Consider the following 24590-nt stretch of genomic DNA (forward strand, 5'->3'; position numbering starts at 1 on the left):
CAGGGGATTAAAAATGATTAAACTGGAGCAGGTTTCTCTTAGCTATGCTAGCTTTAATGAGCATACAGAAGTTTTAAAAGATATTACGTTGCATATTAAGGCTGGTGAATGGGTCAGTTTGATTGGTTCATCTGGTACTGGCAAAACTTCTTTGCTGAAAATAATTGGCGGCATGCAGTCTCCGACAAAAGGAACTGTTCAAATAGGCGAACAGGAAATCTACAGATTAGATGATACAAAAAAACATGAAGTGATACGTAGCCACCTTTCTTTCATGTATCAGCAATTCCGTTTACTTCCTCAATTTAATGTGCTTGAAAATATAATGCTGCCATTAATTCCATACGAAAATAAAAGAAGTTTACAAAAAAGGGCTGAGGAAATTATCGGAAAAGTAGGTTTAGCCCATCGTCTAAATCATTTTCCTCAACAGTTGTCAGGAGGTGAACAGCAGCGTGCAGCATTTGCAAGAGCATTGCTTACAAAGCCAGCGATACTGCTTTGTGACGAGCCAACAGGAAATTTAGATACCAAAAATCGTGATATGCTCCTCCAATTGTTGAAGGAAGTTCACTTGGAAGGACAGACGATTATTTTAGTGACACATGATGAAGTTGTCGCCAGCTATGGGGAAAGAATTTTACAAATAGAGAACGGAATGCTGAAGGAGGAGAAAGTACCTTTATGATACGATACAGTTGGAAATCGATAATAAGGCACAAAAGTCGATCCCTTCTTTTTTTCCTAGCGTTGCTTACAATCTTTGTTGTACTGCCCTATAGTCTTTATACGATATTTCAAATGCAAATACAGGTTGAAAGTGAAATCAAGCAGCATGCACGGGGGAGCTATGATTTATTAGTCCGCCCTGAAGGAACTCGCCCAGAAGTAGAAGAGGAAATGGGCTTTGTTGAAGAAAATTATTTAGGTGTCGGTGAAGGCGGCATTACATTAGCCGATTGGCGGGTAATAAAAGCTTTATCAGATGTGGAAGTGGCGGCTCCTATTGCATCGCTTGGCTATTTTAATGGTGGATTAAAGTCGCTTGAAGTAGCTTTTCCTCCAAGAAGCAGCTGGATGAGGATGAATTATTACACAACAGATGGTATTCATAATTATCAATTAGGAATCGAAGAAGATTACTTTTTGTTGCAGCAAGATGGTTTCTTTTATGGCTTTGAGTGGCTGAAAAATGATCCGTTAAGTTTTACACCGGTATTTGCGCATCCCCCTCAATTCACCTTTCCTGTTACCTATCATTTAACGGTAGGGATTGATCGGGAAGAGGAAGAAAACCTTACAGGCTTCGACTTTAACATGTTAACAGAGGAAGTAAAGAGAGAAATCCTACAGTGGCATGGATTTGATGGCACTGAGCAGATGCGCCATATTCCGATAATTTATTTAGAAGATGCAACGTTACCGGTGCAAGCAGAAATTTCGCAGCAAGAACTGGATTGGCGTACGGAAGACACGGTGGCTTACAAGGAAAAATTAGGCTTGAAACAAGATGAATTTCTATTAGGGAACTTTACAGACTACGCGCAAGTGATGGAATTATATAATGAATTTCAAGCAGTGAAAAATCAATCAACCCACCCGGTTACAACAAAAAAGATCGATTTATCAAATTATGTTCGTCCATTTTTTAACGTACCATTAGCAATAGACGGTGAAGGACAAATAGAAGAAACACAAAATTTTGCGAAAAATCTATTGCATACAGCCAACTTCTATTTTACAAAACCTATATCTTATGAGATAGAACAAAATAAGCTGACCGTCAGAAAAATTGGTGAAGAGCATGGCATACCTCTGTACCGTGAAACAAGCATGCAGGAAAATGCATCGCTCGGGATTGACGGCATCCCATTTGCTTTGTATCCTGTTGGTACATTTACTACGAATGCCTACCAAAACTCATTATCAGCGAGTCCGCTTGGCGTTTATCAGCAGGCGCCTTCAATATTAATAGATGGCACTGTATTGAAAGAAACGATTTTACCAGGGAGTTTTGTAAGTGCGCCTGCACATGGCTTAATGAACATTGAAGATGCGGAATTCATTAAAGGGGAAGCACCAATTGACGCAATCCGCATTCGAGTGGCGGACATCGATGAATATAATGCAGCAGCTGAAGCTAAGATTTTGAACGTTGTAGAGCAAATTTATCAGCTTGGAAATTTTGAGATTGATATAGTAGCAGGCTCGTCACCAAGACAAATGGCTATTACGGTTGAGGGAATCGGTGAAGTGACACAGCCTTGGACAAGTCTTGGAGCGGCAGCAAAAATTTCTGAAAGCTGGAATTTCACCACGGTAATAATTGCAGCATTATTTTTGATTGTGACATCCAGCTATTTAATCAATCGCTTATTATTCAGAAGCTGGCTGCAAGTTGAAGAGAGGAAACTGCTGCTGGAGCTTGGGTGGCATAAAAAGCATGTTCGTGCCTTTTATACTGGCGAATTCATAATTTTGACCGTATTTTCTTTCATAATGGCCGTTATAATACTGTTCGCGTTTGGCGTTGTACAGAAGAAAGTTTTCTATATTTTAGGCATTGCATTAGCTGTGACGCTGCTATTGATTGGATTGAACAGTTTTGCTGAAAATCGTCCAAAGATTACTGTGAGCAAAAGGCGGGAAATGCCTTTGCTGTTGCGCAATCTTTTCTATTTCAAGCGTTTCCTTTCACTGACATTCTTGCAACTCATCACTGTAACGGTGCTTACACTTTTAGTAGGGGCAACAATACTTAGGACCGTGAACATGACCGGGGATACGAATTTAGGAAGCTATATAAATGATAATCTGCTTATATCTCTTCTATTCATTATGATGGCATCGCTTTTTTTATCTGTTATTACAATTGGCGAAAGTACAATATCTTTCCTGACATTGCGTCAGGAGGAAATTAGAACATTGAAAGCGATTGGCTGGAAAAAGGGAGATGTATTATCTCTTTATCTGAAGGAGTCTTTATTATGGTCAATTGGCGCAATTATTCTAGGCGGCATTTTCAGCTTCTTGTTATTTGGCGCATTTTTTGAGATGACCCAGTTGCTTACGGTAATGGCACTGTGCTTTATCATTTTTTTATGCGTGATGGTCATCATGATTTCCTATACGATAATGAGAAAAAATTTATTCTCCATCCACTCTTAAAAAGAGAAATTGTGTTGAATTCGTGAAGATATTGGAGATTTTGCAACAATGTTTTTATAATTTGCCCGCTAACCGTTTACAATAATTGTATTAGATGGAATAATGGAAGTATAGATTATGTATATATAAAGGAGCGAGTGATAATGGAAAACTTATTCTGGCCAATTACTTTAGGGGTACCAGCTGCTGTATTAGTAGTAGCGGTAATCATCATCTTCTGGGCTTTAGGGCAAAAGAAGAGCGGCAAACTATGGAAAAATGAAGAGCACGAAGGTGTAATTAAATAATTAAAAGTGCTTCAAACGACCCATGTGTTCGTTTGAAGCACTTTTCTATTTTAAACCCGAAATGAAGTTTTCGATTTCTTCTTGTGTTTTACGATCTTTGCTGACAAAACGACCAAGTTCAGTGCCGTTTTCGTAAGCTAAAAAGCTAGGGATGCCGATAATTCCCAAATCGATGCAAAGATCCAAAAATTTATCGCGATCAACTTTGACGAACGTATAGTTTGAAAACTTCTCAACCACTTGCGGCATAAATGGATCGATGAATCGGCAATCGCCGCACCAATCCGCCGTAAATTCAAAAATGACGGCTGAACCGCTTTTAAATTGCTCAAACTCCTCAACTGATTGTAAAATATGCATAAAGTCATCCTCCTTTTTACTATTATTATGATCGGAATTGTAGAAATTTGCAATGATTGAACATTGAGATTGCGGGGGTATTGTACAATAGAAGATGAGGTGAAGAAGGATGATTTCAATCGGATTAACTGGTTGGGGTGATCACCCGGATGTATATAGTGAAGCCACAGCTGCGAAGGATAAATTATTTGATTATAGCGGGCATTTCCCGGTCGTCGAGTTGGATACATCTTTTTATGCAATTCCATCGCCGGAAAATGTGGAAAAATGGTGCAAGGCTACGCCCGATGCCTTCCAATTTGTCGTGAAGGCATACCAGGGGATGACAGGGCATTTGCGCGATGAGCTGCCGTTTGAAACAAGAAATGATATGTTCAATGCATTTAGGAAATGTGCCGATACTTTCAAAAAGCATGGAAAGCTTGCGATTGTACTCGTGCAATTTCCGCCTTGGTTTGATTGCCAAGGAAAAAATGTGCAATATATTCGTTATATGAAACAACAATTAGCTGATTATCCTGTTGCTATAGAGTTCCGCAATCAAACTTGGTATAGTCCGCAAATGAAGGAGAAAACACTGCAATTTTTGAAAGACCACGAACTTATCCATACTGTATGTGATGAACCGCAGGCAGGGAGCGGTTCTATCCCGCTTGTACCTGTTGCGACACATGATAAAGCGCTCGTTCGGATACATGGTCGCAATGTTCATGGATGGCGCAATACAGGCCACGGGGAAAACTGGCGGAAAGTCCGTTTTTTATATGATTACAACGTGGAAGAATTGCGAAAGCTTGCAGAGGACATAACATGTTTGGAGCGTCAATCGAAACAGGTTTTCGTATTGTTTAACAACAACTCCGGGGGGCATGCAGCGAAAAACGCGAAACGGATGCAGCAAATATTGCATCTTGAATTTGATGGGCTTGCTCCAAAGCAATTAGGTTTTTTTGAACAGTAAAGTAGAGCGGGGTGGCGAAAATGCGAGAAATAATCCATATTTTCCATACGAATGATTTGCATAGTCATTTTACGTATTGGAAGCGAAGCCAATCTTTTATACAAATGCAGCGCAAAATACTGTCTGAAAGGGGAGAAACGAGCTTTTTAGTCGATTTGGGAGATCATTTGGACCGCTCTAATTTGTATACGGAAGCGACATTGGGCAAAGGTAATATCGAAATGCTGAATGAAGCGGAGTACGATGTTGTGACGATTGGAAACAACGAGGGAATTACGCTGCCATACGACGTGCTTTATCATTTATATGATGAAGCACAGTTTGAAGTCATCGTCGGAAATTTATATTCGCAATATGGGGAAAACCCTGGCTGGATGAAGCCATATACGATTTTAACGACGAAGCATGGAACGAAGATTGCGGTCATTGCTGCAACTGCCGAGTTTGAGCTTTTCTACAAGGAACTCGGCTGGGAAGTGACAAATCCTCGTGCCGAGCTAATCAAATTGGCCTTCGAACTGAAAAAACAAGCCGATATCCTCATCTGCCTGTCGCATTTAGGCATTACCGAAGACGAGTTATTAGCGCAGGAATGCCCAATCATCGATGTCATTTTCGGTTCGCATACACATCATGTATTCGAGCATGGGCATGTTGAAAATAATGTTCTTTTAACAGGCGGGGGGAAATTTGGCCAATATACAGGGCAGTTAACGATGGAATATGATCATTCTACACGGTCATTAATCGAAAAATCCGATCGTTTGCATGAAAATGCGTTATTGCCGGAAGTCGAAAATGAAGAAAAATGGTTGTCCCATCTGCAAATAGAAGCAAAATCCATTTTGGAAAAGCCTATTTTTACATTAACGAAAACATTCAATAAAGAATGGTTTCACCGATCGCAATTATCCGATTTATTTGCAGAATGTATGCATGATTATACAAATGCGGACTGTGTCATGTTCAATGCGGGAATTTTTGTTGAGCCATTGCGCAGAGGATTAATTTCTACATATGATATTCACAAAATTTTGCCACATCCGATAAATATATGTGTCGTTCATATAACAGGCAATGAGCTGAAAGAAATTTTCATCCAATCCGAAAATGAAGAATGGCCGCGCCTCGAGTTAAAAGGTCTAGGCTTTAGAGGCATCATATTCGGAAAAATATTGAATTATGGAGTCAAAATAACAAAGCAACGTGAATTGTATATAAATGGTGAGCTTATGGAGCCAGAGAAAGTGTATCGTTTGGCTACTTTGGATTTATTTACGTTCGGCTATTTTTTCCCTAGTTTTAAATATGCGAAAAAACAATACTTTTTGCCAGAATTTATCCGAGATGTGTTTAAAAGCTATTGTATGAAGAAATTTCAATGATTTTTAAAATATGCTACTCACCGCCGATCGCTAATTATATAATGAACGTAATATTAGAATGGAGAAAATACTGTAAATGCGATTAATATCGATTAATGTTTTGAAAGAAGGCATGGTAGTTGGGAGAACCATCTGGAATGAGGCGGGTCATCCGCTGCTCCATAAAGATGTAATCGTAACAGGCCGAATTGTTGAAAGGCTACGGGAACTTAATATTCAATATTTGTACATTGATGATAAAATTTCAGCAGGAATAGAATTAGAAGAAACTGTTGCGCCGGGCAAGCGGATTGAAGCAGTGAAAAATATGACAAAAGCATTCGAAAACGTGAAAAAAGCAAAGCCGATCCAAACTTCCTATATATTAGACCAACAGTCCAAAGTGATTGGCTTGATTGTTGAAGATATTATGAGTTCAATCGTAAATAGCGAAGAAGTATTGATGGTGCTGACAGATGCATATTTATATGACGAGTACATTTATCAGCACTCATTTCAAGTTGCGTTGTATTCGGTGGCAATTGCAAAAGAAATGGGCTATTCCTATGAGGACATCCGGTTAATCGGGATGGGCGCAATTTTGCATGATGTTGGGAAACTGCTTATTCCGTCTGAAATTTTATTGAAGCCCAGTAACCTGACAGATGAAGAATACGAGGAGATGAAGCAGCATACACGCTATGGCTTCGACTTGCTGCGCAACTTGCATACGGTGTCTTTACTTGTTGCGCATTGTGCATTTCAGCATCATGAGCGTATTGATGGCAGTGGCTATCCACGGGGGCTTGTTGATTTTGAAATTCATCCATTTGCAAAAATTATTGCGGTGGCTGACGTGTTTGACGCACTTACATCAAATCGTATTTATCGGGAAAAAATGCTGCCGTCAGAAGCGATTGCGATTATTGCGGAAGGTTATGGGAAGCAATTTGATACAAGGGTAGTGGATGCGTTTAAACGCAGTATTGTCCATTATGCGAACGGTACGATTGTATTATTAACGGATGATCGGCGCGGTATTATATCAAAGCAAAACCATGTTGATGTAACACGTCCATGGGTGCGCATTTTCGAGGAAAACGGAAAAATGCTGGAAGCTACATATGAAATGTGTTTAAGTGATTATCCGGCAGTCGAAATAAAAAAAATAGAGACAGATTTTGACGGATATACTGAATAGAAAAATCCCTCCTTTCATATTTTATGAGAAGGAGGATTTTTTTGCGTTTTCGTAAAAGAAAAAAGTGGAAGTCCAAAGGAACGAAAAGAAGCAAATTTCAAAATGTGATGACGATTATTGTCGTAAGCGTCGTAGGAATGGTTTGTATTAGTATATATGTATTAAACGCAAGATTAATGCCGATATATTTAGAATATGCAGAAGTGCAAACACATAAAGTTGCCTCATATGTAGTAAGCAAAGCGATCAATTCCAGAACTTCCAGTGTATTGGATGTAAATGATATCATTGTGGATTTGCCGACACAGTCAGCCGATATGATTACAACAAAATTCAACACGGAAATCATCAACCAGGTGCGGGCGGAAACCCAAACATTAGTAAAGGAGTATTTGGAGCAGGCGGAAAATGGGGATTTGTCCCATTTGCCGAATTTAGAAAATGTCGAATATGATGTAGGAAAAATGGAAGCAGGCGACGGAATTGTATTTTTTGTTCCGTTAGGCCAGGCGTTGAATATCCCGATTATCGGAAATTTAGGGCCGAAAATACCGATCCGCTTCCATATTATCGGCAATGTACATAGCAATGTAGAATCGACAGTGAGCGAATTCGGAATTAACAACGCCATCGTAGAAGTAAACTTACTAATTGATGTTAATGTGCAGATTATTGTCCCATTTGCGAGCAAATCCGCATCCGTCGAACAAAAGATTCCGATAGCTATTGGATTAGTAAGAGGAACTGTTCCGCATATTTACAGTGCTGGAGAAGGTGCGCAGCCATCAATCGAAGTGCCTGTCCCGTTTGATTAAAAGCAAAATTTGAATAAATTCAAATAATATGAATAGTGAGTTGTTTGGGCTGGCTGAATATGTTACATTGACAACAGCAACACCCTAGACGTAGTTGAGTGAAAAGGAGAATTACAATGACAACTTGTAAACCAACTAATCCAAAAGAGGAACATTTACGTAAGCCAGATTGGTTAAAAATTAAGCTGAATACAAATGATGAGTATAAAGCACTGAAAAAATTGATGCGGGACAATAATTTGCATACTGTATGTGAAGAAGCCCGTTGCCCGAATATTCACGAATGCTGGGGTGAGCGCCGTACAGCGACAATGATGATTTTAGGCTCTGTATGTACACGCGCATGTCGCTTCTGTGCCGTTAAAACAGGTTTGCCGAACGAATTAGACTTAGCAGAACCGGAACGCGTAGCAGATTCGGTAGCATTAATGAACTTAAAGCATGTTGTCATTACGATGGTTGCCCGCGATGACTTAAAGGATGGCGGTGCTGAAGTACTTGCTGAAACGGTGCGTGCGATTCGCCGTAAAAGTCCGCTAACTTCAGTTGAAGTACTGCCTTCCGATTTAAGCGGCCGTGAAGAAAGTCTGCGTTTGCTTATGGAAGCAAAGCCTGATATTTTAAATCACAATATCGAAACAGTGCGCAGTCTGACACCACGTGTTCGGGCAAAAGCCACATACGACCGTTCACTGGAGTTTTTACGCAGAGCAAAAGAAATGCAGCCAAATATCCCGACAAAGTCATCATTAATGATCGGCCTAGGGGAAACTTTGGAAGAAATTTATGAAGTGATGGATGACTTGCGTGCAAATAATGTGGATATTATGACAATCGGCCAATATTTGCAGCCGACAAAAAAACATTTGCCTGTTAAAAAATATTATTCGCCAATCGAGTTTGGCAAGCTGCGTAAAATCGCTATGGAAAAAGGCTTCAGTCATTGTGAAGCAGGTCCATTAGTACGCAGTAGTTACCATGCGGATGAACAAGTGAATGCAGCAAAACAATCAAGTGTTACATTGTAGGAAATAGACATTTAACTTATTTATGCGGGTATAATCTTACTCGCCGAAAGACGGACTATTGCTGATTTCACCATATTTACCTACAAAATTTGTTGTGAATATTGCTTTCATCTTCAATATTCATTAACATGGAAATAGATAGGTGGTGTCTAGTTTGATTATTGCAGAAGGGTATACTTATGAAGTAATCGAAAATGTGCGGGACGGCTTTCAGGAAGAGGCTTTTGTGGCGCGCTATTCAGATATTTTAGCAAAATACGATTATATTGTAGGGGACTGGGGTTACGGTCAGTTACGCTTAAAAGGGTTTTTTGACGATAAAAATCAAAAATCGACATTCGATACAAAAATAAGTACAATTCAGGATTATCTATACGAATATTGCAATTTTGGCTGTGCGTATTTTGTCGTCCAAAAAACAGGCCGTGCACCGGAATTGAAAAAAGAACAATTGATTGCACAGCAAACTGAGGCCGAAGAAGCAGTTGAAACAGCTGAATAGACGTTAAAACGAGGAGACGCAAAAAAGCGCTTCCTCGTTTTTTTAGCTTAATAGCTCACGTAAATATTCCCGTAAATCCTCTGTCTCCGCCTCTGTGCGATTGTATACATGCTCTAAATAGCCAGGCTCTTCCACATCATCTGCTCCGATGATCGCAAAACGCCCAAATTGGACATCGAGGACAAGCACTTTCCCAAAAAATCTGCTGCTTTGCAAAATTGCTAAATCATAGCGCTGAGTCTTGCCGGCAAAACTTACAAAGCGCGTTTTTGTATCTTCTACATCATCATATAAGAAAAATCGTTCCATTTTGTTTTGTGCCCCTTCCATCTCTAAAGAATATGGTACTATATAAGGGAAAACACTATCAACTTTTATTGATTGAATGGAGGCTTTATCTATGTACTTCGTAGATAGAAATAAAATTACAAAAAACTTGGCACACTTGGATGAATTATTGGCGATCTTTGAATCGACAGACAACTGGTTGGGGGATGAGGTTCATAAGCTTGCTTTACAGCGTATCGGCCATAATGTTATGGAAGCGATGATGGATGTCGGAAATCTTGTCATTGACGGCTTCATTATGCGTGACCCGGGCAGCTATGAAGACATTATCGATATTTTTGTTGATGAAAAAGTGATTACACAGGAGATGGATGCGCCGTTGAAAGCTGTAGTCGGCTTGCGTAAAATGATTGTGCGTGAATTTATCGCTGTCGATAGTGAGGAAATCCTAACAGTGCTAACTGCAAATTTGAATATATTAAAACAATTTTCCGGAAAAGTCCATGACTACTTAACAAATGAATTAGGTCCGGTTTCAGCATTTTTGCCAGAGGATCATGCATAATGCTCTCGTATAAAGCGTATTGCTTTGATTTGGATGGCACGATTTACCGCGGTAAAACAGGAATCGATTCAGCTGTGCAATTTGTCCATCTGCTGCAAAAACAAGGGATCGAGCCTTACTATTTAACGAATAATTCGTCGAAAACCCGTGAGACATTGCAGCAAGTATTACGGGAAATCGGTGTGAATGCACCGCTTGATCATATTTATTCAAGCTCGCTTGCAACGGCAGCCTATGTTGCAAAAATGAGTACAAATAAAAAAGTAAATGTAGTTGGTGAACTAGGCATTCGAACTGCTTTATTAGAGCAAGGCTTGGAAATTGCCGACGAGCAAAGCGATGTTCTTGTAATGGGGATTGACCGCCAAATCACTTATGAAAAGCTCGTAAAAGCATGTGGTTATGTCCAAAAAGGCGCACAGCTTATTGGAACAAATGAAGATATTAAATTTCCAAATGAGACAAGTTTTGCTCCCGGAAATGGTTCATTCGTTCATTTAGTCGCGAATGTTGCTGGCGTCACACCAATCTTTGTTGGTAAGCCATCCCCGGTTATGCTGCAAATTATTGCTGATGAGCATCACTATGAGAAGAACGAAATGGTCATGGTCGGGGACAACTATGATACCGATATTTTATGCGGCATAAATTTTGGCTGTGATACGATTCATGTCAATACGGGAGTCACGCCTACTGAAATCGTAAAACAGCAGGCAAAGCTGCCGACTTATTGCGTGGAAAATTTGCTTGACCTATTAAAATAACGAAAAGAAATCCGAGGTGGTTTGTTACCACATCGGATTTTCTTCGATATATTCATAAATGCGCTTTGTCAGCTCTTCTGGAGTATCTGCCTCGACTAAATCCCCGTTTACAACAGCATAAAAGCTTTGTGCACATTTCGTGCAATAGCTTAAGCAGCCATATTCCAATACATCTATATCAGGGTCCTGTTCCAGTTGTTCATATGTTTGCTGCGCACCATTCGCTAAATTGCTGATGCAAAATTCGACTAATGGATTTAACATGTTGTCACCTCACTATTAGCCATGCTACTTTGTTTTTTTATTGACGTCAATTTCCGTGTTTCTTCGTTGTGAAAGAAATTATAAATTTCGGCGTTGGGAATTGCTTTGAATAACGGGGATGTTAGCAAAGACTAAAATAAGGCTGCATTGCTCCGGCCGCCATGAAACACAGAAGCGCTATGCGAATCCTGTAAAAAATAACGTAGTAAGCTAAATTAGAGGTTGCTTTAAAATGCATGGAGAAATAAATCCTAATATGCTTTAGCACTTTTGTTCCTTTATAAAGAAATAGCTTCTACGGCATTATTATGTGAAAACTTTCACAAAATGTCGTTTCACATATTGTGAAAGTTATCACAAACAGTTATAATGTTTATGGAAACTTTGTGAACATCCTAATCTTCGTTAAATGAAGGACATGCTGAATGAAGCTGAAGCTTCTGGCACATGTTACAGATTTTAATAAAGGTTTTTTGAGCAAACTTGGAAAAGTCTGCACACAATAACGTCGAGGCGTAATTGATTACTAAAAGATATGAGGGAAAATGCTATGCAAAAACTAGTCTTATTAGGTGGCGGATATGGGAATATGCGAATCTTGCTTCGTTTATTGCCGAATTTACCGGCAGATGTGGAAATTACATTGGTAGATCGTACACCTTTCCATAGTTTAAAAACAGAATTTTACGCACTTGCTGCGGGTACATCAACGGATAAAGAGATTCGTGTTGCGTTTCCGGAGCATGAGCGATTAAAGCGTGTATATGGGGAAATTGTCCGCATTGATCGTGAAGATAAAAAAGTGTATTTAGAAGATGGCGGGGAGCTCGCTTATGATCAGCTTGTTATCGGTTTAGGCTGTGTCGATAAATATCATGGTGTACCAGGCGCAGATGAATTCACATACAGTATTCAAACAATCGCAAAATCTCGTACAACATTCGAGAAAGTATGCGGCTTGGCCCCTGGTTCAACGGTTGCCATCGTCGGTGCAGGACTTTCAGGGATTGAGCTAGCAAGTGAGCTGCGTGAAAGTCGTACGGATTTAAATATTAAATTATTTGACCGCTCACATCGTATTTTACGGGATTTTCCGGAAAAACTAAGCGAATATATTAAATCCTGGTTTATAAAGCATAATGTAGAAGTTATCGCGGAATCGAACATTACACGTGTAGAAGAAGGTCGTCTTTTCAACCATGATGATGTAATCGAAGCTGATGTCATCGTATGGACAGCGGGTGTGCAGCCTGTAAAAATCGTTCGTGAGCTGGATGTTGAAAAGGATAAATTCAATCGTCCAATCATTACAGACCATTACCATGTAGTAGGGGATGAGAATGTTTATGTAGTAGGGGATTGTGCTTCTTCGCATTTACCTCCAACAGCGCAATTAGCGGAGGAACAAGGCGAGCGCATCGTAAAAGTTCTTAAAATGCGCTGGAAGGGCGAAACATTGCCTGAAAAGCTCTCAGAAATCAAAATGAAAGGCTTCATGGGTTCCCTTGGTAAAAAGCAAGGCTTCGTTCATTTAGCCGATACGACCGTAACTGGACGCATTGCGCGCCTTATGAAGTCAGGTCTACTTTGGTACTACAAAAAGCAGAACGAAAATTAAAACTAAACCTGAAACAATGCCTCTTAAGCAAAAACTGCTTGAGAGGCATTTGTTTTATTCTTCAGTTGGCACAAATCCTGCCGATTCGAGGGCTGCAAATACAGGCTTAATTTGTACGTAACCTTCTCCGACGACTTTATCATTAATTAAAACGAGCGGATAAAAAAATTCGTCGTCCTGAATGCGGGTTGCATAGTCTTGATCACGTTCATTATCAATTACGCCTTCAATGTCGATATAGCGAATTGTAAATGGCTGTTCTGGATATTTGCGTGTGATGGCAGCTTGAAGCCATTCGTATGTATCTTTGGAAGAAGGCGCATTAACACAGCTCGCACACATGATGTCTGCTCCGAATACTTCTATAATTGGTTGAGATAGTGACATGGGAATTCCAACCTTTCGTTATTCAATAATGGATTTTTTTGCTCCTTCACATTATAATGATTTTAATGAAGGGAGTCGAGCAAAATGACAGAAACAGAACAATACGAACAAGTCCAGGAAGTTTTAGATAAATTACGTCCGTTTTTATTGCGTGACGGCGGAGACTGTGAATTAGTGGATATTGAAGAAGGTATCGTAAAATTGCGTTTACTAGGCGCATGCGGCAGCTGCCCAAGTTCTACAATCACATTAAAAGCCGGTATCGAACGTGCACTGTTGGAAGAAGTGCCAGGTATCGTCGAAGTTGAACAAGTTTTCTAATTTAAAAAGGGGCATGCGGCGTTATTTGCTGTGACCGTCTAAGCGATATTAAATTGGGAATGCTTTATGCAATGCCGGAGCTGCCTGGAAATCACTGAACTTTCCAGGCGGCTCCATTTTTTATTGCGTCATTTTTTCGCGCTCTTTACGTACTAATTCCCATTGTTCCTTTGCCATATCTACAAGTTTTGCTTCGCCGCCTACACGCTGATTTTCAATAACGCGCGAGAAGAAGCGTGTTGCATTCTCATAATCATGTATACGACGCGATAATTCAGCAATCATATACATAATGCGGACATTGGACATTTGTGTGCCTGCATAATCTTCGGTTGAGAAGCTCTCCATATAGTGATCGCGCGCCATTTTCAAAAAGCGCTGTTCTTGCCCGGTGTTTTTTAAGGACCGGTATAGCCATGCAAGCCGCAAAGCCAAGCCGGATGTAATGACGAATTTCTCCTTTTTGATCGTCGCACATACTAATGCCAGTTTGTATGCTTGGATTGCATCGAAAACAGTGCGCTCATTTTTAAAGCTGTGAGGGACCCAATTAGTGCAAATTTGCGCATCGATTTGTTCCTTGACGCCTGGAGCAAAATACTTATTGAAATCTTCGGTAAATGAAAACCCGCAATGCTGGCAAACAAATACATTATAATATAATGCATTTACATGGTTATCTGCATATACGGGCTGGAAGTCAGATTCCGTCTGCTCGATCTTTATTGATTTCGTGCGAACTTTTAATGTGGGAAAACTTTTCTTGCAATGCATGCAATCGATGCTTTTTTCATAGTATGGGGAAATTTCCATAGTGCTCATACCTCTCGCTTTGTTATTTGTCTTTATTATAGCAAGGAAAATAAAGCAACTGTAATAAAATAAGTCATTATTTATGAAATTTTTAGGTATTTTTTCCTTTGTAATAATATTTTTACGTAGTAAAATTTTCGGATGAAGCAGTTTTGTTGTCAGATGGGAAACACAATTGATATGATATGTAGAAGAAGGTAGGTGACTGAAATGGCAAGTGAAAAACAAGTGATCATTTTAACGGAAGCGGCCTCATTTCAAGTCAAAGAAATGATGGTCCATAACGAAGAGGGAAATGCGAGCTTGCGCGTAGCCGTAAAAGGCGGCGGCTGCAGCGGACTTTCTTATGGTATGGCGTTTGAGCAAACAATTAATGAAGATGATTATGTTGATAACCAGCACGGAATCCAAATTATCGTTTCAAAAGAAGATGCCGGCATTTTACAAAATACAAAAATTGATTTTAAACAATCATTAATGGGCGGCGGTTTCACAATCGACAACCCGAACGCACTTGCGTCATGCGGCTGCGGCACAAGCTTTAAAGCGGCAGCACGCCCGGCAGTAGAGCAACCATGTGAATGATAGGAAAAATGTGCAAAAGCCTTTAGCGATAAATCCCATTGCTGAAGGCTTTTTTTCTGCATGAGCAAGGAAAGTTTTTTCTGTTATATCTGTAAAAAGCCCAAGCCATGCCTATTAACATGCGAAATCTTTGAAACTTTATATTTCCTATAAAACAACTAAGTTTTAGTGTATACTTTTGTATTATCAAAATGATTGTTTTAATATAGGAATAACACCATCCTGCTAGAGGAGGCTTTTAAATGAGTGTTTTAGAATTATTGGATAAGCTGGATCAAATCGAAATTTTATATGAACCGATTTACAGCGCAGACGGGCATCGAGTTGTCGCCTATGAAGTGATTGGCCAAGTGGAAAGTGAAAAAAGCATAATAAATATACAGCAGTTTACATACGAAAAGGATGTTCCCGCAGACATAAGGGCAGAGATCGAGCAATTATTCGTCAGGAAGTCATTGCAAACAATTGCCCATTTAATCGACGATATCGGTTTATATATTCCATGCAATCCCGAGCTGCTTATGCTTGATTTAGGCGAAAGTTATTTTTCAATGTTAAAAGAAATTGTTAAAGAATCGAATTTAACGAATATTACGCTCGTTATGGCTGAACATAAATTCGAAGGGGAAATGCAGCAGCTCCATCACCTTATTCGCTATATAAAGACATACGGCATAAAAATCGCACTTGCGGATGTCGGTCCGCAAACACAGCTTGAAAATGTATTGCTGCTGGAGCCGGCCATTTTAAAAATCAATGTCGGCCAGCTGAATTACAATTTGTGGGGGGCGCAAAATCATGCATTTTCGACAATCCGATCGCTCGCTGTGAAGATGGGCACACAATTATTAATCGAAAATATTGAAACGGTTTACCAATTGCAGCATGGCTGGAAAAATGGGGCCCGCTATTACAAAGGACCTTATTTGCAGCTGCCGCATAAGGAGTTTCATGAGCGTGATTCACTGAAAGAACGTTTCCGCAACGAATGTGAGCAGTTTATCGCTACAGAAAAGAAGCTTCTTCTCCACAAATATGAGGAAATGAAGCGCCTTGAACGAACAATTAACACGATTGTCGAACAGGTAAATCCATCAAGCAGCCAACAGGAAAAACTAATGCAGCTGGCGAAAGCTTTGGAAAATTGCGCGTTCCGTATTTATATTTCTGATAATAACGGCTTTCAAACATCACCGAATATTCGCTGGAAAGATCATCAGTGGGAAGTGCATAAAGAAGCAATAGGGAAAAATTGGAGCTGGCGGCCATACTTCCTATTGAACATTATTAAAATGACAAAAGACAACAAAGGCGAACTATCATCCGTTTACAGCGACATCGAAACAGGCGAGTTAACACGCACCTATTCAATGGCGATAGCGAATGAAGAATTTCTGTTTATAGACATCACATATGACTATTTATATGAGCATAATATCGTTAACTGACTAGGATATTAATATAGATTTGTTTGAAATCGAGCGGAAAAAAGGCTACTATTATGTTAGTATTTTGGCAGAAATCAGCTCTTTCTAGCGCATAGCAAATAGAGATTTTCTATTACCTGCGCTAGTACATTAAAATTAAGGGGGTTTTGATTTAATGAAAAGACCGACAATTTTAGTATTAGGTGCAGGCTATGGCGGATTAACGACCGTTGTAAATTTGCAGAAGTTTGTTAATGTGAATGAAGCGGAAATTATTTTAGTGAACAAAAATGATTATCATTATGAAACGACTTGGCTGCATGAAGTGGGTGCAGGGACGATATCTCCGGATAAAGCGCGTTACCCTATTTCAACGGTAATCAATCAAAACGTAACTTTCGTAAAGGCGAATGTAGAAAGCATCGATGTCAATCTGAAAAAGGTAGAGACTTCTTCGGGCGAGTTTACGTACGATTATTTAGTAATTGGCCTAGGCTTTGAAGGGGAAACATTTGGGATTCCCGGATTGAAGGACCATGCATTGTCGTTGACGAATATTAATACAGCGCGCCAAGTACGCGAGCATATCGAATATCAATTTGCTTCATGGACATTGGATGATATAAAAGACGATAGCAAGCTGACGATCATCGTCGGGGGAGCGGGATTTACCGGCATCGAGTTTTTAGGCGAGCTCGGCAACCGCATTCCAGAGCTATGCAGGGAGTTTGACATTCCTCAAGAGAAAGTTCGTCTACTATGTGTAGAAGCAGCTCCGACTGTTTTGCCAGGTTTTGATTCCGAACTGGTCGATTATGCAAAGGCGCAATTGACGAAAAAAGGCGTTGAATTTTCAATTGGCACACCGATTGTGGAAGCGACAGAAGAAGGCGTGAAAATAAAAAAAGGCGATGAGGATGTTGAATTTATTAAGGCAGGCACGGTAGTATGGGCAGCCGGCGTACGCGGAAATGCTTTAGTCGAATCGTCCGGCATTGAATCACACCGGGCACGTATTGCGGTGCGTGGCGATATGCGATCGCCGGACTTTGAAGATGTTTTCGTCGCCGGGGACTGCGCATTTTTATTGAATGAAGAAACAGGACGGCCATATCCGCCAACAGCGCAAATTGCGATGCAGCAAGGTGTGATAATCGCGAAAAATATTAAGCATTTAATGTATGGCGAACCGACAGAACAATTTGTATACGATGATAAAGGCGCAGTTTGCTCATTAGGGGACAATGATGCAATCGGTACAGCATTTGGCCGTAAATTTACGGGCAAACGAGCATCGGCCTTAAAGAAAGTAGTCGATGATCGCGCTTTATATTTAGTTGGCGGTGTCGGTTTAACAGTAAAAAAAGGGAAATTCAAATTTTTATAAATATAAATTTCAAACTTGCAAACGAGTGCGTAAAGCTTCATTTGCAAGTTTTTTTATAAGGACAACAAAGGAGAGCTTGCGCAATGAAAAAAGATAGAGGCAAAGTTTGGCTTGGTGTTGCAGGAATTGTAGAAAATTATAAGGGTGAATGGCTGCTCGTAAAGAAAACCTATGGCGGGCTAAAAGGTGTTTGGTCATTACCGGCAGGCTTTGTGCAGCAGGCTGAGACAGTCACAACTGCCACTATGCGCGAAGTTTTAGAGGAGACAGGGATTGTTTGTCGCGTGAAAGGGCTGGCAGGGTTCCGCTCGGGCGTTATTTTAAATGATATTAGTGATAATATGGCGATTTTTTATTGCGAGCCAATCGACGATAAACAACAGTTCGTGCTGCAGGAAGAGGAAATTGTTGAAGCATGCTGGATGGACCCGGCGGAAATTATTCAGCATGAGCTATCATCGGTCATGCTGAAAGAAATGGCTCAGCAGCATGTGGTACGCCACATACATCCAATAATTGAAGGGATTAATCCCGGCGATGTGTTCGGCTATAGCGAATATCATTTATTTTTCAAGAAATAACAACTGGAAAAATGAAAAACAATTTACTTTATGGAGAAGTTTTGACAATTTAGAACTTCTGTTTATTATTGCGGATGTTGAATTGAAAGGACCCACTTTATCATGTAAAATTATGAGAGATTATTGGGGGTATACGTAACATGAATGATGTTTCATTAGTACAGCTAATCATTTCTATTGTTTTGTTTTTTGTCATGTTTTTCGGTATCGGCTTTTTACTGAATATGTTATTGCGCATGACATGGCTAATGGCAATTATTTATCCGGTTGTCGTTGTTTTTATTATTGATGAGGTAAGCTTTTTAGATTATATCTTTAAGCCTGGCGCAGCATTCCCGGCATTGCTTGATAAAGTGCAGGCATTGCAGCTCGTTGATATATTAATCTTGGCGGGCGGCTTCGGCGGTGCCCTTGTAGCGGGGGTCGTCATGATTGCCCTTCGGAAAGCCGGCTATCGCATGTTTTAGTGAATTAGGATCAACCTTAAAAAATCGGGTATTTCGCTATAAGGCAGAATACTCGATTTTTAAGTTTGATTAGATTGATTTTCAGGCGGTTTGGGTTCAGGGGAATATTCTATACAACCAGTACAAAAGAGCGTTTAATGTTTAATAAGCAACAAGCATTTATTGCTGGGAAATGTTTTTTGAGGGTGATAAGATTTTCTGTACAGACGGCTTCCTGCTTTCTAGCACTGAAACAACGCAGCTAAGCGATTTTTTAAACAGGGAAGCTCTTTAAAGCATAAACGGTTCAGCTTTTTTGTCATTAAAAACCGCGAATACTATACCATAAAAGAGCAAGCACGATCCCTGCTAGCCCGCCGATAAGTACCTCGCTTTTTTTATGGCCTAGCAATGTTTTTAAATCCTCTATTTTTTCCTGCTCATTCATTTCAGGCCAACGTTTAATTTCATCGAAAAACAACCGGAGATCGTGGCGGATTTCGTTTAAGACAGCGGCATGCTGCCCGGCTTGGAAGCGCACATGGCTCGCATCATACATCACAATTCCTGCCAGCATTGCAGCAACGGCAAAAGTCGCTGAATCAAAACCGGCTTCTATGCCAACAGCCGCGGCAACGCTCGTCACTGCCGCTGAATGTGAGCTCGGCATTCCTCCTGTAGATGTTAATAGGCTCCAATCCACTTTCCTTGTTACAATAAAATTAATCGGGACCTTTAATATTTGGGCAAAAACGATCGCAGAAATCCCAAGCCAAAGTGGCGTATTTTGTAAAAGTTCGATAGTTACACCCACTTTCTCATAATTGCAATAATTATATCATTTTTCCTATATGCACTTGAGTGTAAACTTACAGAAAAAATAAATAATTTTTTGTTTCGATACACGAACTAACCAATTTTGTATATAATAAAACTATTAATTAGGAGGTTTTTTATTATGAATATTGAAGCAACAGCAAAAACATTTGAAACTCAAACTTCTGAAACATTAATTATCGGTGTACAAAAGCATCGGGAGCAAATGAAAAACTGGTCAGCATTTGGCGAATATTTTGGAGAAACGGTAGACGCATGGCTCCGTGCTGGCGAAATAGCAACAGACTCCAAAAAAATTACGAAGCTCCCTTATGCAGGGAATCATAGTATGTTGAAGAGAATTTACTTTGTCGGTTTAGGCGAGCGAAAAAACATAACAGCGAATGAATTGCGCGAAGTATTTGCGACTGTCGGAAAAGAGTTGAAAGCCGCGAAAGTGGGCGATGCAGCAATTTGGGTTGAATCCTTTACGACAGACCAATTGGAAGAAACAGAAGTAGCCTATTTAGCCGGGGAAGGTTTGAATTTAGGATATTATTCAGTGCTCAACTACAAAACTTCTTCAAACGAACCTAACAGTTATTTTGACCACATTCAATTTTTGACAGAGGCGAATATGGAAGATGTAGCGGCAAACTTTGAAGCCGGCAAAATTTATGCCGATGCAGTCAATGAAGCGCGAACATTGATTAACTTGCCTCCGAATTTACTAACGGCGACAGATCTAGCCGATTATGCAACGGAGCTGGCGAATATTTATGATTTGGAAATCGAAGTGCTGAATAAAGCCCAGCTAGAAGAACTTGGCATGGGCGGCATTTTAGCGGTAAATAAAGGTTCATCGGAAGAACCGCGTTTAATTACGATTAAATATCAAGGGAAACCAAATTGGGAAGATGTTATCGGTTTTGTCGGCAAAGGCGTCACATACGACACAGGCGGCTATTCCTTGAAGCCTCGTGAAGGCATGGTAGGCATGAAGGGCGATATGGGCGGTGCTGCTGCAGTGCTTGGTGCGATGCGCATTATCGGAGAAACTCGCCCTAAGCAAAATGTTGTGGCGGTCATCGGGTCTACAGACAATATGGTATCAGGCGAAGCATTTAAGCCGGATGATGTCATTACTATGTACAATGGCAAAACGGTTGAAGTATTGAACACGGATGCGGAAGGTCGTTTAGTATTAGCGGATGCGACGACATATGCAAAACAGCAAGGAGCCAATTATTTAATCGATGTTGCGACATTGACTGGCGGTGTTGTTGTTGCACTTGGTAAAGATAAAACAGGCGCTTTAACGAACGACGAGGAATTCTTTGAAGAGTTTATGGGGGCAGCTATTGAAACAGGCGAGTTTGTATGGCGCTTACCATTAACTGAAAGCGATAAAAAGCGTATTCGTAAATCAGACGTGGCCGATTTAAATAACTCTCCGGGCCGTGATGGACATATGATCTTCGGTGGCGGCTTTGTTGGCGAATTTGCGGAAGACACGCCATGGGTTCATCTTGATATTGCAGGAACGTCTGATGCGGATGCCCCGCATGCATTAGGACCAAAAGGCGGTACTGGTGTCATGGTTCGCACATTGGCAGCATTCGTGGAGCTGCGTGATAACTAAATTAAATATAAAAGATGCGTTGCAAGTGCAAAAACTTGCAACGCATCTTTTTATTTATAGGCAGCTGACTAACGACAGTAAAATTAATGAATACACTAATTATAAAGGGAGGAGGACATGGGCATGGTTAATCGCAATCGATATTATAATCCAGGGTTTGGTTATCCATTTGGCGCTCCGTTTTTAGGCGGGTTTTTAGGCGGCTTTTTAGGTGGTTCACTTAACAACCGTTACCCACCTAATTATTACTATCCGCCTTATTATTATCCACCATATCGGCGACGTTTTTGGTAAAAGCAAGACTTTTATAGGAAAGTAGATGCTTGCCCGCAGCATCATTGTTAGCTATGATGAGGGAAGGAAATATTACGAGTTTTGAGGGAACGAAATTTATGAAAAATCCATATTTATACGGCTATTTACCGTTATTTACAATCGTTTTGTTTAGCTTTTCATTTGGTATTTTCGCCGTATCGGAATCTTTGCAACTGTTTCACACAATCGGTGTTTACGATGGAATGCACGAATTTCTGTCCGATTTGGAATTGCGCTTCGTTTTGCTGATTGTATTTGCGCTATTGTTTTTTATGCTATTTTCGGCATTGAAGCTTATTGGTGAGACGATCCATGAGCTCGGAATGTTGTTCTTCTCAAAAGATAAAGAAGGGCAGACGATCCATGCTGCGCGCGGTGGCTACGTCATCTTCTTTTTCGGGGCATTTGCTTCTGTTATAGGGATTCAGTCTTTACCTATTTTAGTCGCGATTTTTTTAATAACGGTTTTTTGCTATTTTATTTATAATGTCTACAAGATGAGTCAGTATATGTCGATGACGGGCGTTATTGGGTTGATTTTCTTTGAAGTACTCACTTGGTTTCTATTATTGGCTTTAGTCATCTACGCGATTGTCAAGCTCTATAATGGGATTCTTGCAAGCTTACCATTTGCATAAAAGTATAAAAGCTTGTTGGCCTTTTAGCGGGGGAGGTGCGCTAAATATCGGCCGACAAGCTTTTTATTCGCTAATCTGTAATTGCATTAAATATCGAAAAATGAATTTTGGCGCGTTCCATTGCTTCCATGGAACGAGGTGTATCATAGCCTGTCCAAACTGCCGCGGTATAATCATTCGTTAAACCAGCTATCCAATAGTCTTTGAACTGGTTTGTCGTTCCGGTTTTTGCCCCGATATAGCCCGAAGAACTGTAAAGACCTCGCCCTGTCCCGGAATTGACCGTTTCGTTAAGCAAGTCCCGCATCGCATTGACAGTCGTTGCAGACCATATTTCCTCACGCTCGCGCGACCAGCTATAAATCGTTTCGCCGTTTAAATTCGTTACTTTGCGTATGCTGCGTGCAGGAGCATAAAATCCGTCGATGAAGCTGGAATAAGCATCAGCCATTTCAAGCGATGTCACCCCATATGTCAAGCCTCCCAAGGCAGCCGAAAATGTGCGGTCTTTATCTACTATTGATTGGAAACGGAAGCGATTTATATAGGAAAAGGCGGTGTCGATTCCTACCGCATTATACAGACGCAGTGCACTCGTATTTATGCTGTATTTAAATGCTGTTTCAATAGTGACGTTGTTGTACCAAATCCGTCCATAGTTATCTGGGCAAAAATTGCCGATACAATAGGGTCCGCCGTTTACGATCGAATGTTTTGTGGCAGTCGTCGTTTCGAAATAAGGAGCAAATACGCTGATCGGCTTAAATGCGGAGCCAGGTTGTCTAGGTGATTGGAAAGCACGGTGCAAGTCATGCTTTTTATAATTTTTGCCGCCGAAAATACTTACGATTTCCCGTGTTTCATTGTCAATGACAGTCGCGCTTGCCTGCAGTTCGGAATTCGGTAAAATGCGATTAATGGCAGCTTCATCTTGATGCTGTTTTTCGGGCTGCAGCGCAGTATATACATGAATCCCTTGCCGTAAAATGGCATCGATCTCTTTTTGCAGCTCCAATTGCAAAAATTCCTTTTCCATTTTGTCCGCTGTATTATCGATTTTTTCCCGGTAGCCTGTTTGCTCGGCGATCAGCCATTTAAGCTCTTGCAAGGCGAAAGTGCTGTAGCTCGGGTACTGCTGGATTTTTTGTTTTACCTCCAATTCAATTGACTCGTTTTTATATAGGTCAGCCTCCGCAGCTGTAATTGCTCCATGTTCTGTAAGCTGATCGATTAATCGTTCTTGCCTATTTTTCGTATTTTCAAAATGGTCAATAGGATCATACAACGACGGATTGTTTGGGATAGCTGCTATAAAGGCAGTCTCGGCAACCGACAGCTCTGTAACAGGACGGTTGAAATAATAGGTTGCCGCAGCCCCAATACCATACACTTGATTGCCAAAATACATTTCGTTTAAATACATTTCAAAAATTTCGTCTTTAGAATAGGTCTTCTCTATTTCATATGCATAAAAAAGTTCCATTAATTTACGCTCATATGTCTTGTCTGTTGATAAATAGCGCATCCGCACAAGTTGCTGGGTAATGGTAGAGCCGCCTTGCTGGATGGACTGTTCAGACGTATTGGCGATAAATGCCCGGGCAATGGCGCTTACATCAAAACCAATATGATTGTAAAAGCCTTCATCTTCACTATAAATGAATAGCTGTTTGACGATTTCTGGTATTTCAGCCAAGGCGAGCGGCTGTGACCACTCTGTATATTCTTCGCTGAAAATTTCATTGTTTGCATCATATAAAGTTACGGGCAATGTAGATACAACTTCCGGAAGCTCAATAGATCGTTCGATTAGTTGTTCATATTGCTGCGCTTTTGCAATTTCTTTCCAAGCTTCACTGCCGATTAATAGGAGTAAAGGAATGCTACATAAAATGACTATGTAGCCAAAAATCTGTTTCATGAATAAATCGGCCTCCATGTACATATGTCCGTATCTGTCGTTCTAAATAGAAACTTAAAATGAAAAAATATCAGTACGTGATCAGTTGTCGTTTTCTAAAAAGAATAACATATAAATAATGAACAT

Annotated in this window: 27 protein-coding genes and 1 pseudogene; 21 read left to right on the forward strand and 7 right to left on the reverse strand. The window is 40.3% G+C overall.

Features of this window, described 5'->3' with window-relative positions; all coding sequences use genetic code 11:
* The first annotated feature begins 13 nt into the window (after nt 1-13).
* The 3 genes from ACTHOQ_RS06795 to ACTHOQ_RS06805 all read left to right on the forward strand — a co-directional run bounded on the left by ACTHOQ_RS06795 (nt 14) and on the right by ACTHOQ_RS06805 (nt 3455).
* On the forward strand, nt 14-688 hold the full coding sequence (locus ACTHOQ_RS06795) for an ABC transporter ATP-binding protein (RefSeq protein WP_440495024.1): 675 nt from the start codon (nt 14-16) through the stop codon (nt 686-688).
* A 113-nt stretch (nt 689-801) separates the two neighbouring features.
* Entirely contained in the window at nt 802-3168 is a 2367-nt protein-coding gene (locus ACTHOQ_RS06800) for an FtsX-like permease family protein (RefSeq protein ID WP_440495026.1), read from the forward strand.
* Nucleotides 3169-3311: 143 nt separating this feature from the next.
* On the forward strand, nt 3312-3455 hold the full coding sequence (locus tag ACTHOQ_RS06805) for a hypothetical protein (RefSeq protein ID WP_440495027.1): 144 nt from the start codon (nt 3312-3314) through the stop codon (nt 3453-3455).
* Between the two features lie 45 nt (nt 3456-3500).
* On the opposite strand, the gene ACTHOQ_RS06810 is transcribed toward ACTHOQ_RS06805, so the two are convergent.
* Entirely contained in the window at nt 3501-3815 is a 315-nt protein-coding gene (locus ACTHOQ_RS06810) for a thioredoxin family protein (RefSeq protein WP_440495028.1), read from the reverse strand.
* A 109-nt stretch (nt 3816-3924) separates the two neighbouring features.
* Between ACTHOQ_RS06810 and ACTHOQ_RS06815 the strand changes: the two genes are divergently transcribed.
* The 6 genes from ACTHOQ_RS06815 (at nt 3925) to ACTHOQ_RS06840 (ending at nt 9686) form a co-directional block, all read left to right on the forward strand.
* Entirely contained in the window at nt 3925-4776 is an 852-nt protein-coding gene (locus ACTHOQ_RS06815) for a DUF72 domain-containing protein (protein ID WP_440495029.1), read from the forward strand.
* Between the two features lie 20 nt (nt 4777-4796).
* Complete coding sequence (locus ACTHOQ_RS06820; RefSeq protein WP_440495031.1) at nt 4797-6161, forward strand: bifunctional metallophosphatase/5'-nucleotidase; 1365 nt, start codon at nt 4797-4799, stop codon at nt 6159-6161.
* Nucleotides 6162-6237: 76 nt separating this feature from the next.
* Nucleotides 6238-7341 carry an HD-GYP domain-containing protein gene (locus tag ACTHOQ_RS06825; protein ID WP_440495033.1) on the forward strand — a complete coding sequence of 368 codons (1104 nt, stop codon included), beginning with the start codon at nt 6238-6240 and terminating at the stop codon, nt 7339-7341.
* A gap of 41 nt (nt 7342-7382) precedes the next feature.
* The gene (gene yunB, locus ACTHOQ_RS06830) at nt 7383-8156 is read left to right on the forward strand and encodes a sporulation protein YunB (protein WP_440495034.1); all 774 of its coding nucleotides are present in this window, start codon (nt 7383-7385) and stop codon (nt 8154-8156) included.
* A gap of 116 nt (nt 8157-8272) precedes the next feature.
* On the forward strand, nt 8273-9184 hold the full coding sequence (gene lipA / locus ACTHOQ_RS06835) for a lipoyl synthase (protein WP_440495035.1): 912 nt from the start codon (nt 8273-8275) through the stop codon (nt 9182-9184).
* Nucleotides 9185-9338: 154 nt separating this feature from the next.
* Nucleotides 9339-9686, forward strand: coding sequence for a YutD family protein (locus ACTHOQ_RS06840; protein WP_440495036.1), 348 nt, complete (start codon nt 9339-9341; stop codon nt 9684-9686).
* A 42-nt stretch (nt 9687-9728) separates the two neighbouring features.
* On the opposite strand, the gene ACTHOQ_RS06845 is transcribed toward ACTHOQ_RS06840, so the two are convergent.
* Nucleotides 9729-9995 (reverse strand): DUF3055 domain-containing protein, encoded by a 267-nt coding sequence (locus ACTHOQ_RS06845; protein WP_440495038.1) that lies wholly within the window; start codon nt 9993-9995, stop codon nt 9729-9731.
* A gap of 91 nt (nt 9996-10086) precedes the next feature.
* Between ACTHOQ_RS06845 and ACTHOQ_RS06850 the strand changes: the two genes are divergently transcribed.
* Together ACTHOQ_RS06850 and ACTHOQ_RS06855 are read left to right on the forward strand one after the other, a co-directional pair.
* Nucleotides 10087-10539 carry a DUF86 domain-containing protein gene (locus ACTHOQ_RS06850; RefSeq protein WP_440495039.1) on the forward strand — a complete coding sequence of 151 codons (453 nt, stop codon included), beginning with the start codon at nt 10087-10089 and terminating at the stop codon, nt 10537-10539.
* Complete coding sequence (locus tag ACTHOQ_RS06855) at nt 10539-11303, forward strand: TIGR01457 family HAD-type hydrolase (RefSeq protein WP_440495040.1); 765 nt, start codon at nt 10539-10541, stop codon at nt 11301-11303. The genes ACTHOQ_RS06850 and ACTHOQ_RS06855 overlap by 1 nt, the downstream gene beginning before the upstream one ends.
* A 24-nt stretch (nt 11304-11327) precedes the next feature.
* Here ACTHOQ_RS06855 and ACTHOQ_RS06860 read toward each other — a convergent pair whose 3' ends face one another.
* Entirely contained in the window at nt 11328-11567 is a 240-nt protein-coding gene (locus tag ACTHOQ_RS06860) for a YuzB family protein (RefSeq protein WP_440495042.1), read from the reverse strand.
* A gap of 550 nt (nt 11568-12117) precedes the next feature.
* Between ACTHOQ_RS06860 and ACTHOQ_RS06865 the strand changes: the two genes are divergently transcribed.
* Nucleotides 12118-13185 (forward strand): NAD(P)/FAD-dependent oxidoreductase, encoded by a 1068-nt coding sequence (locus ACTHOQ_RS06865; protein ID WP_440495044.1) that lies wholly within the window; start codon nt 12118-12120, stop codon nt 13183-13185.
* A gap of 54 nt (nt 13186-13239) precedes the next feature.
* On the opposite strand, the gene ACTHOQ_RS06870 is transcribed toward ACTHOQ_RS06865, so the two are convergent.
* A complete protein-coding gene (locus ACTHOQ_RS06870) occupies nt 13240-13572 on the reverse strand; it encodes a YuzD family protein (protein ID WP_440495045.1) in 333 nt (110 codons plus the stop codon).
* On the opposite strand from ACTHOQ_RS06870, the pseudogene ACTHOQ_RS06875 reads away from it, so the two are divergent.
* A pseudogene (locus ACTHOQ_RS06875) lies at nt 13571-13893 on the forward strand (NifU family protein). The gene ACTHOQ_RS06870 and the pseudogene ACTHOQ_RS06875 sit on opposite strands and share 2 nt — an antisense overlap.
* A gap of 120 nt (nt 13894-14013) precedes the next feature.
* Here the strand turns inward: ACTHOQ_RS06875 and ACTHOQ_RS06880 are convergent.
* Nucleotides 14014-14706, reverse strand: a complete 693-nt coding sequence (locus tag ACTHOQ_RS06880; protein WP_440495047.1) for a DUF2225 domain-containing protein — start codon at nt 14704-14706, stop codon at nt 14014-14016.
* 210 nt (nt 14707-14916) lie between these two features.
* On the opposite strand from ACTHOQ_RS06880, the gene ACTHOQ_RS06885 reads away from it, so the two are divergent.
* From ACTHOQ_RS06885 to ACTHOQ_RS06905, 5 genes are all read left to right on the forward strand, one after another.
* Nucleotides 14917-15291 (forward strand): HesB/IscA family protein, encoded by a 375-nt coding sequence (locus ACTHOQ_RS06885; RefSeq protein WP_440495048.1) that lies wholly within the window; start codon nt 14917-14919, stop codon nt 15289-15291.
* 242 nt (nt 15292-15533) lie between these two features.
* Nucleotides 15534-16739 (forward strand): EAL-associated domain-containing protein, encoded by a 1206-nt coding sequence (locus ACTHOQ_RS06890; RefSeq protein ID WP_440495049.1) that lies wholly within the window; start codon nt 15534-15536, stop codon nt 16737-16739.
* 154 nt (nt 16740-16893) lie between these two features.
* On the forward strand, nt 16894-18105 hold the full coding sequence (locus ACTHOQ_RS06895) for an NAD(P)/FAD-dependent oxidoreductase (RefSeq protein ID WP_440495050.1): 1212 nt from the start codon (nt 16894-16896) through the stop codon (nt 18103-18105).
* An 83-nt stretch (nt 18106-18188) separates the two neighbouring features.
* A complete protein-coding gene (locus tag ACTHOQ_RS06900) occupies nt 18189-18686 on the forward strand; it encodes an NUDIX domain-containing protein (protein WP_440495051.1) in 498 nt (165 codons plus the stop codon).
* Between the two features lie 140 nt (nt 18687-18826).
* Entirely contained in the window at nt 18827-19153 is a 327-nt protein-coding gene (locus tag ACTHOQ_RS06905; protein ID WP_440495052.1) for a YuiB family protein, read from the forward strand.
* Nucleotides 19154-19454: 301 nt separating this feature from the next.
* On the opposite strand, the gene ACTHOQ_RS06910 is transcribed toward ACTHOQ_RS06905, so the two are convergent.
* Nucleotides 19455-19946, reverse strand: a complete 492-nt coding sequence (locus ACTHOQ_RS06910; protein ID WP_440495053.1) for a divergent PAP2 family protein — start codon at nt 19944-19946, stop codon at nt 19455-19457.
* Nucleotides 19947-20090: 144 nt separating this feature from the next.
* On the opposite strand from ACTHOQ_RS06910, the gene ACTHOQ_RS06915 reads away from it, so the two are divergent.
* From ACTHOQ_RS06915 to ACTHOQ_RS06925, 3 genes are all read left to right on the forward strand, one after another.
* On the forward strand, nt 20091-21590 hold the full coding sequence (locus ACTHOQ_RS06915) for a leucyl aminopeptidase (protein WP_440495055.1): 1500 nt from the start codon (nt 20091-20093) through the stop codon (nt 21588-21590).
* 123 nt (nt 21591-21713) lie between these two features.
* Nucleotides 21714-21884, forward strand: coding sequence for an inner spore coat protein YmaG (gene ymaG / locus ACTHOQ_RS06920; protein ID WP_440495056.1), 171 nt, complete (start codon nt 21714-21716; stop codon nt 21882-21884).
* A gap of 98 nt (nt 21885-21982) precedes the next feature.
* A complete protein-coding gene (locus ACTHOQ_RS06925; RefSeq protein WP_440495057.1) occupies nt 21983-22543 on the forward strand; it encodes a YufK family protein in 561 nt (186 codons plus the stop codon).
* 70 nt (nt 22544-22613) lie between these two features.
* Here ACTHOQ_RS06925 and ACTHOQ_RS06930 read toward each other — a convergent pair whose 3' ends face one another.
* Nucleotides 22614-24464 (reverse strand): transglycosylase domain-containing protein, encoded by a 1851-nt coding sequence (locus ACTHOQ_RS06930; protein ID WP_440495058.1) that lies wholly within the window; start codon nt 24462-24464, stop codon nt 22614-22616.
* Between the last annotated feature and the right edge of the window lie 126 nt (nt 24465-24590).

The organism is Solibacillus silvestris, from assembly GCF_051967575.1.
In the GTDB taxonomy this organism is placed as follows: Bacteria; Bacillota; Bacilli; order Bacillales_A; family Planococcaceae; genus Solibacillus; species Solibacillus silvestris_B.

What these genes read in the sequence shown, in the direction of transcription:
- ACTHOQ_RS06795 (WP_440495024.1), top strand. Translation starts at nt 14, where the DNA reads ATGATTAAACTGGAGCAGGTTTCTCTTAGCTATGCTAGCTTTAATGAG.
- ACTHOQ_RS06845 (WP_440495038.1), bottom strand. Translation starts at nt 9,995, where the DNA reads ATGGAACGATTTTTCTTATATGATGATGTAGAAGATACAAAAACGCGC.
- ACTHOQ_RS06865 (WP_440495044.1), top strand. Translation starts at nt 12,118, where the DNA reads ATGCAAAAACTAGTCTTATTAGGTGGCGGATATGGGAATATGCGAATC.
- ACTHOQ_RS06855 (WP_440495040.1), top strand. Translation starts at nt 10,539, where the DNA reads ATGCTCTCGTATAAAGCGTATTGCTTTGATTTGGATGGCACGATTTAC.
- ACTHOQ_RS06880 (WP_440495047.1), bottom strand. Translation starts at nt 14,706, where the DNA reads ATGGAAATTTCCCCATACTATGAAAAAAGCATCGATTGCATGCATTGC.
- ACTHOQ_RS06820 (WP_440495031.1), top strand. Translation starts at nt 4,797, where the DNA reads ATGCGAGAAATAATCCATATTTTCCATACGAATGATTTGCATAGTCAT.
- ACTHOQ_RS06800 (WP_440495026.1), top strand. Translation starts at nt 802, where the DNA reads ATGCAAATACAGGTTGAAAGTGAAATCAAGCAGCATGCACGGGGGAGC.
- lipA (WP_440495035.1), top strand. Translation starts at nt 8,273, where the DNA reads ATGACAACTTGTAAACCAACTAATCCAAAAGAGGAACATTTACGTAAG.
- ACTHOQ_RS06900 (WP_440495051.1), top strand. Translation starts at nt 18,189, where the DNA reads ATGAAAAAAGATAGAGGCAAAGTTTGGCTTGGTGTTGCAGGAATTGTA.
- ACTHOQ_RS06870 (WP_440495045.1), bottom strand. Translation starts at nt 13,572, where the DNA reads ATGTCACTATCTCAACCAATTATAGAAGTATTCGGAGCAGACATCATG.
- ACTHOQ_RS06895 (WP_440495050.1), top strand. Translation starts at nt 16,894, where the DNA reads ATGAAAAGACCGACAATTTTAGTATTAGGTGCAGGCTATGGCGGATTA.
- ACTHOQ_RS06860 (WP_440495042.1), bottom strand. Translation starts at nt 11,567, where the DNA reads ATGTTAAATCCATTAGTCGAATTTTGCATCAGCAATTTAGCGAATGGT.
- ACTHOQ_RS06885 (WP_440495048.1), top strand. Translation starts at nt 14,917, where the DNA reads ATGGCAAGTGAAAAACAAGTGATCATTTTAACGGAAGCGGCCTCATTT.
- ACTHOQ_RS06815 (WP_440495029.1), top strand. Translation starts at nt 3,925, where the DNA reads ATGATTTCAATCGGATTAACTGGTTGGGGTGATCACCCGGATGTATAT.
- ACTHOQ_RS06850 (WP_440495039.1), top strand. Translation starts at nt 10,087, where the DNA reads ATGTACTTCGTAGATAGAAATAAAATTACAAAAAACTTGGCACACTTG.
- ACTHOQ_RS06915 (WP_440495055.1), top strand. Translation starts at nt 20,091, where the DNA reads ATGAATATTGAAGCAACAGCAAAAACATTTGAAACTCAAACTTCTGAA.
- ACTHOQ_RS06805 (WP_440495027.1), top strand. Translation starts at nt 3,312, where the DNA reads ATGGAAAACTTATTCTGGCCAATTACTTTAGGGGTACCAGCTGCTGTA.
- ACTHOQ_RS06925 (WP_440495057.1), top strand. Translation starts at nt 21,983, where the DNA reads ATGAAAAATCCATATTTATACGGCTATTTACCGTTATTTACAATCGTT.
- ACTHOQ_RS06905 (WP_440495052.1), top strand. Translation starts at nt 18,827, where the DNA reads ATGAATGATGTTTCATTAGTACAGCTAATCATTTCTATTGTTTTGTTT.
- ACTHOQ_RS06930 (WP_440495058.1), bottom strand. Translation starts at nt 24,464, where the DNA reads ATGAAACAGATTTTTGGCTACATAGTCATTTTATGTAGCATTCCTTTA.
- ACTHOQ_RS06825 (WP_440495033.1), top strand. Translation starts at nt 6,238, where the DNA reads ATGCGATTAATATCGATTAATGTTTTGAAAGAAGGCATGGTAGTTGGG.
- ACTHOQ_RS06890 (WP_440495049.1), top strand. Translation starts at nt 15,534, where the DNA reads ATGAGTGTTTTAGAATTATTGGATAAGCTGGATCAAATCGAAATTTTA.
- ACTHOQ_RS06810 (WP_440495028.1), bottom strand. Translation starts at nt 3,815, where the DNA reads ATGCATATTTTACAATCAGTTGAGGAGTTTGAGCAATTTAAAAGCGGT.
- ymaG (WP_440495056.1), top strand. Translation starts at nt 21,714, where the DNA reads ATGGTTAATCGCAATCGATATTATAATCCAGGGTTTGGTTATCCATTT.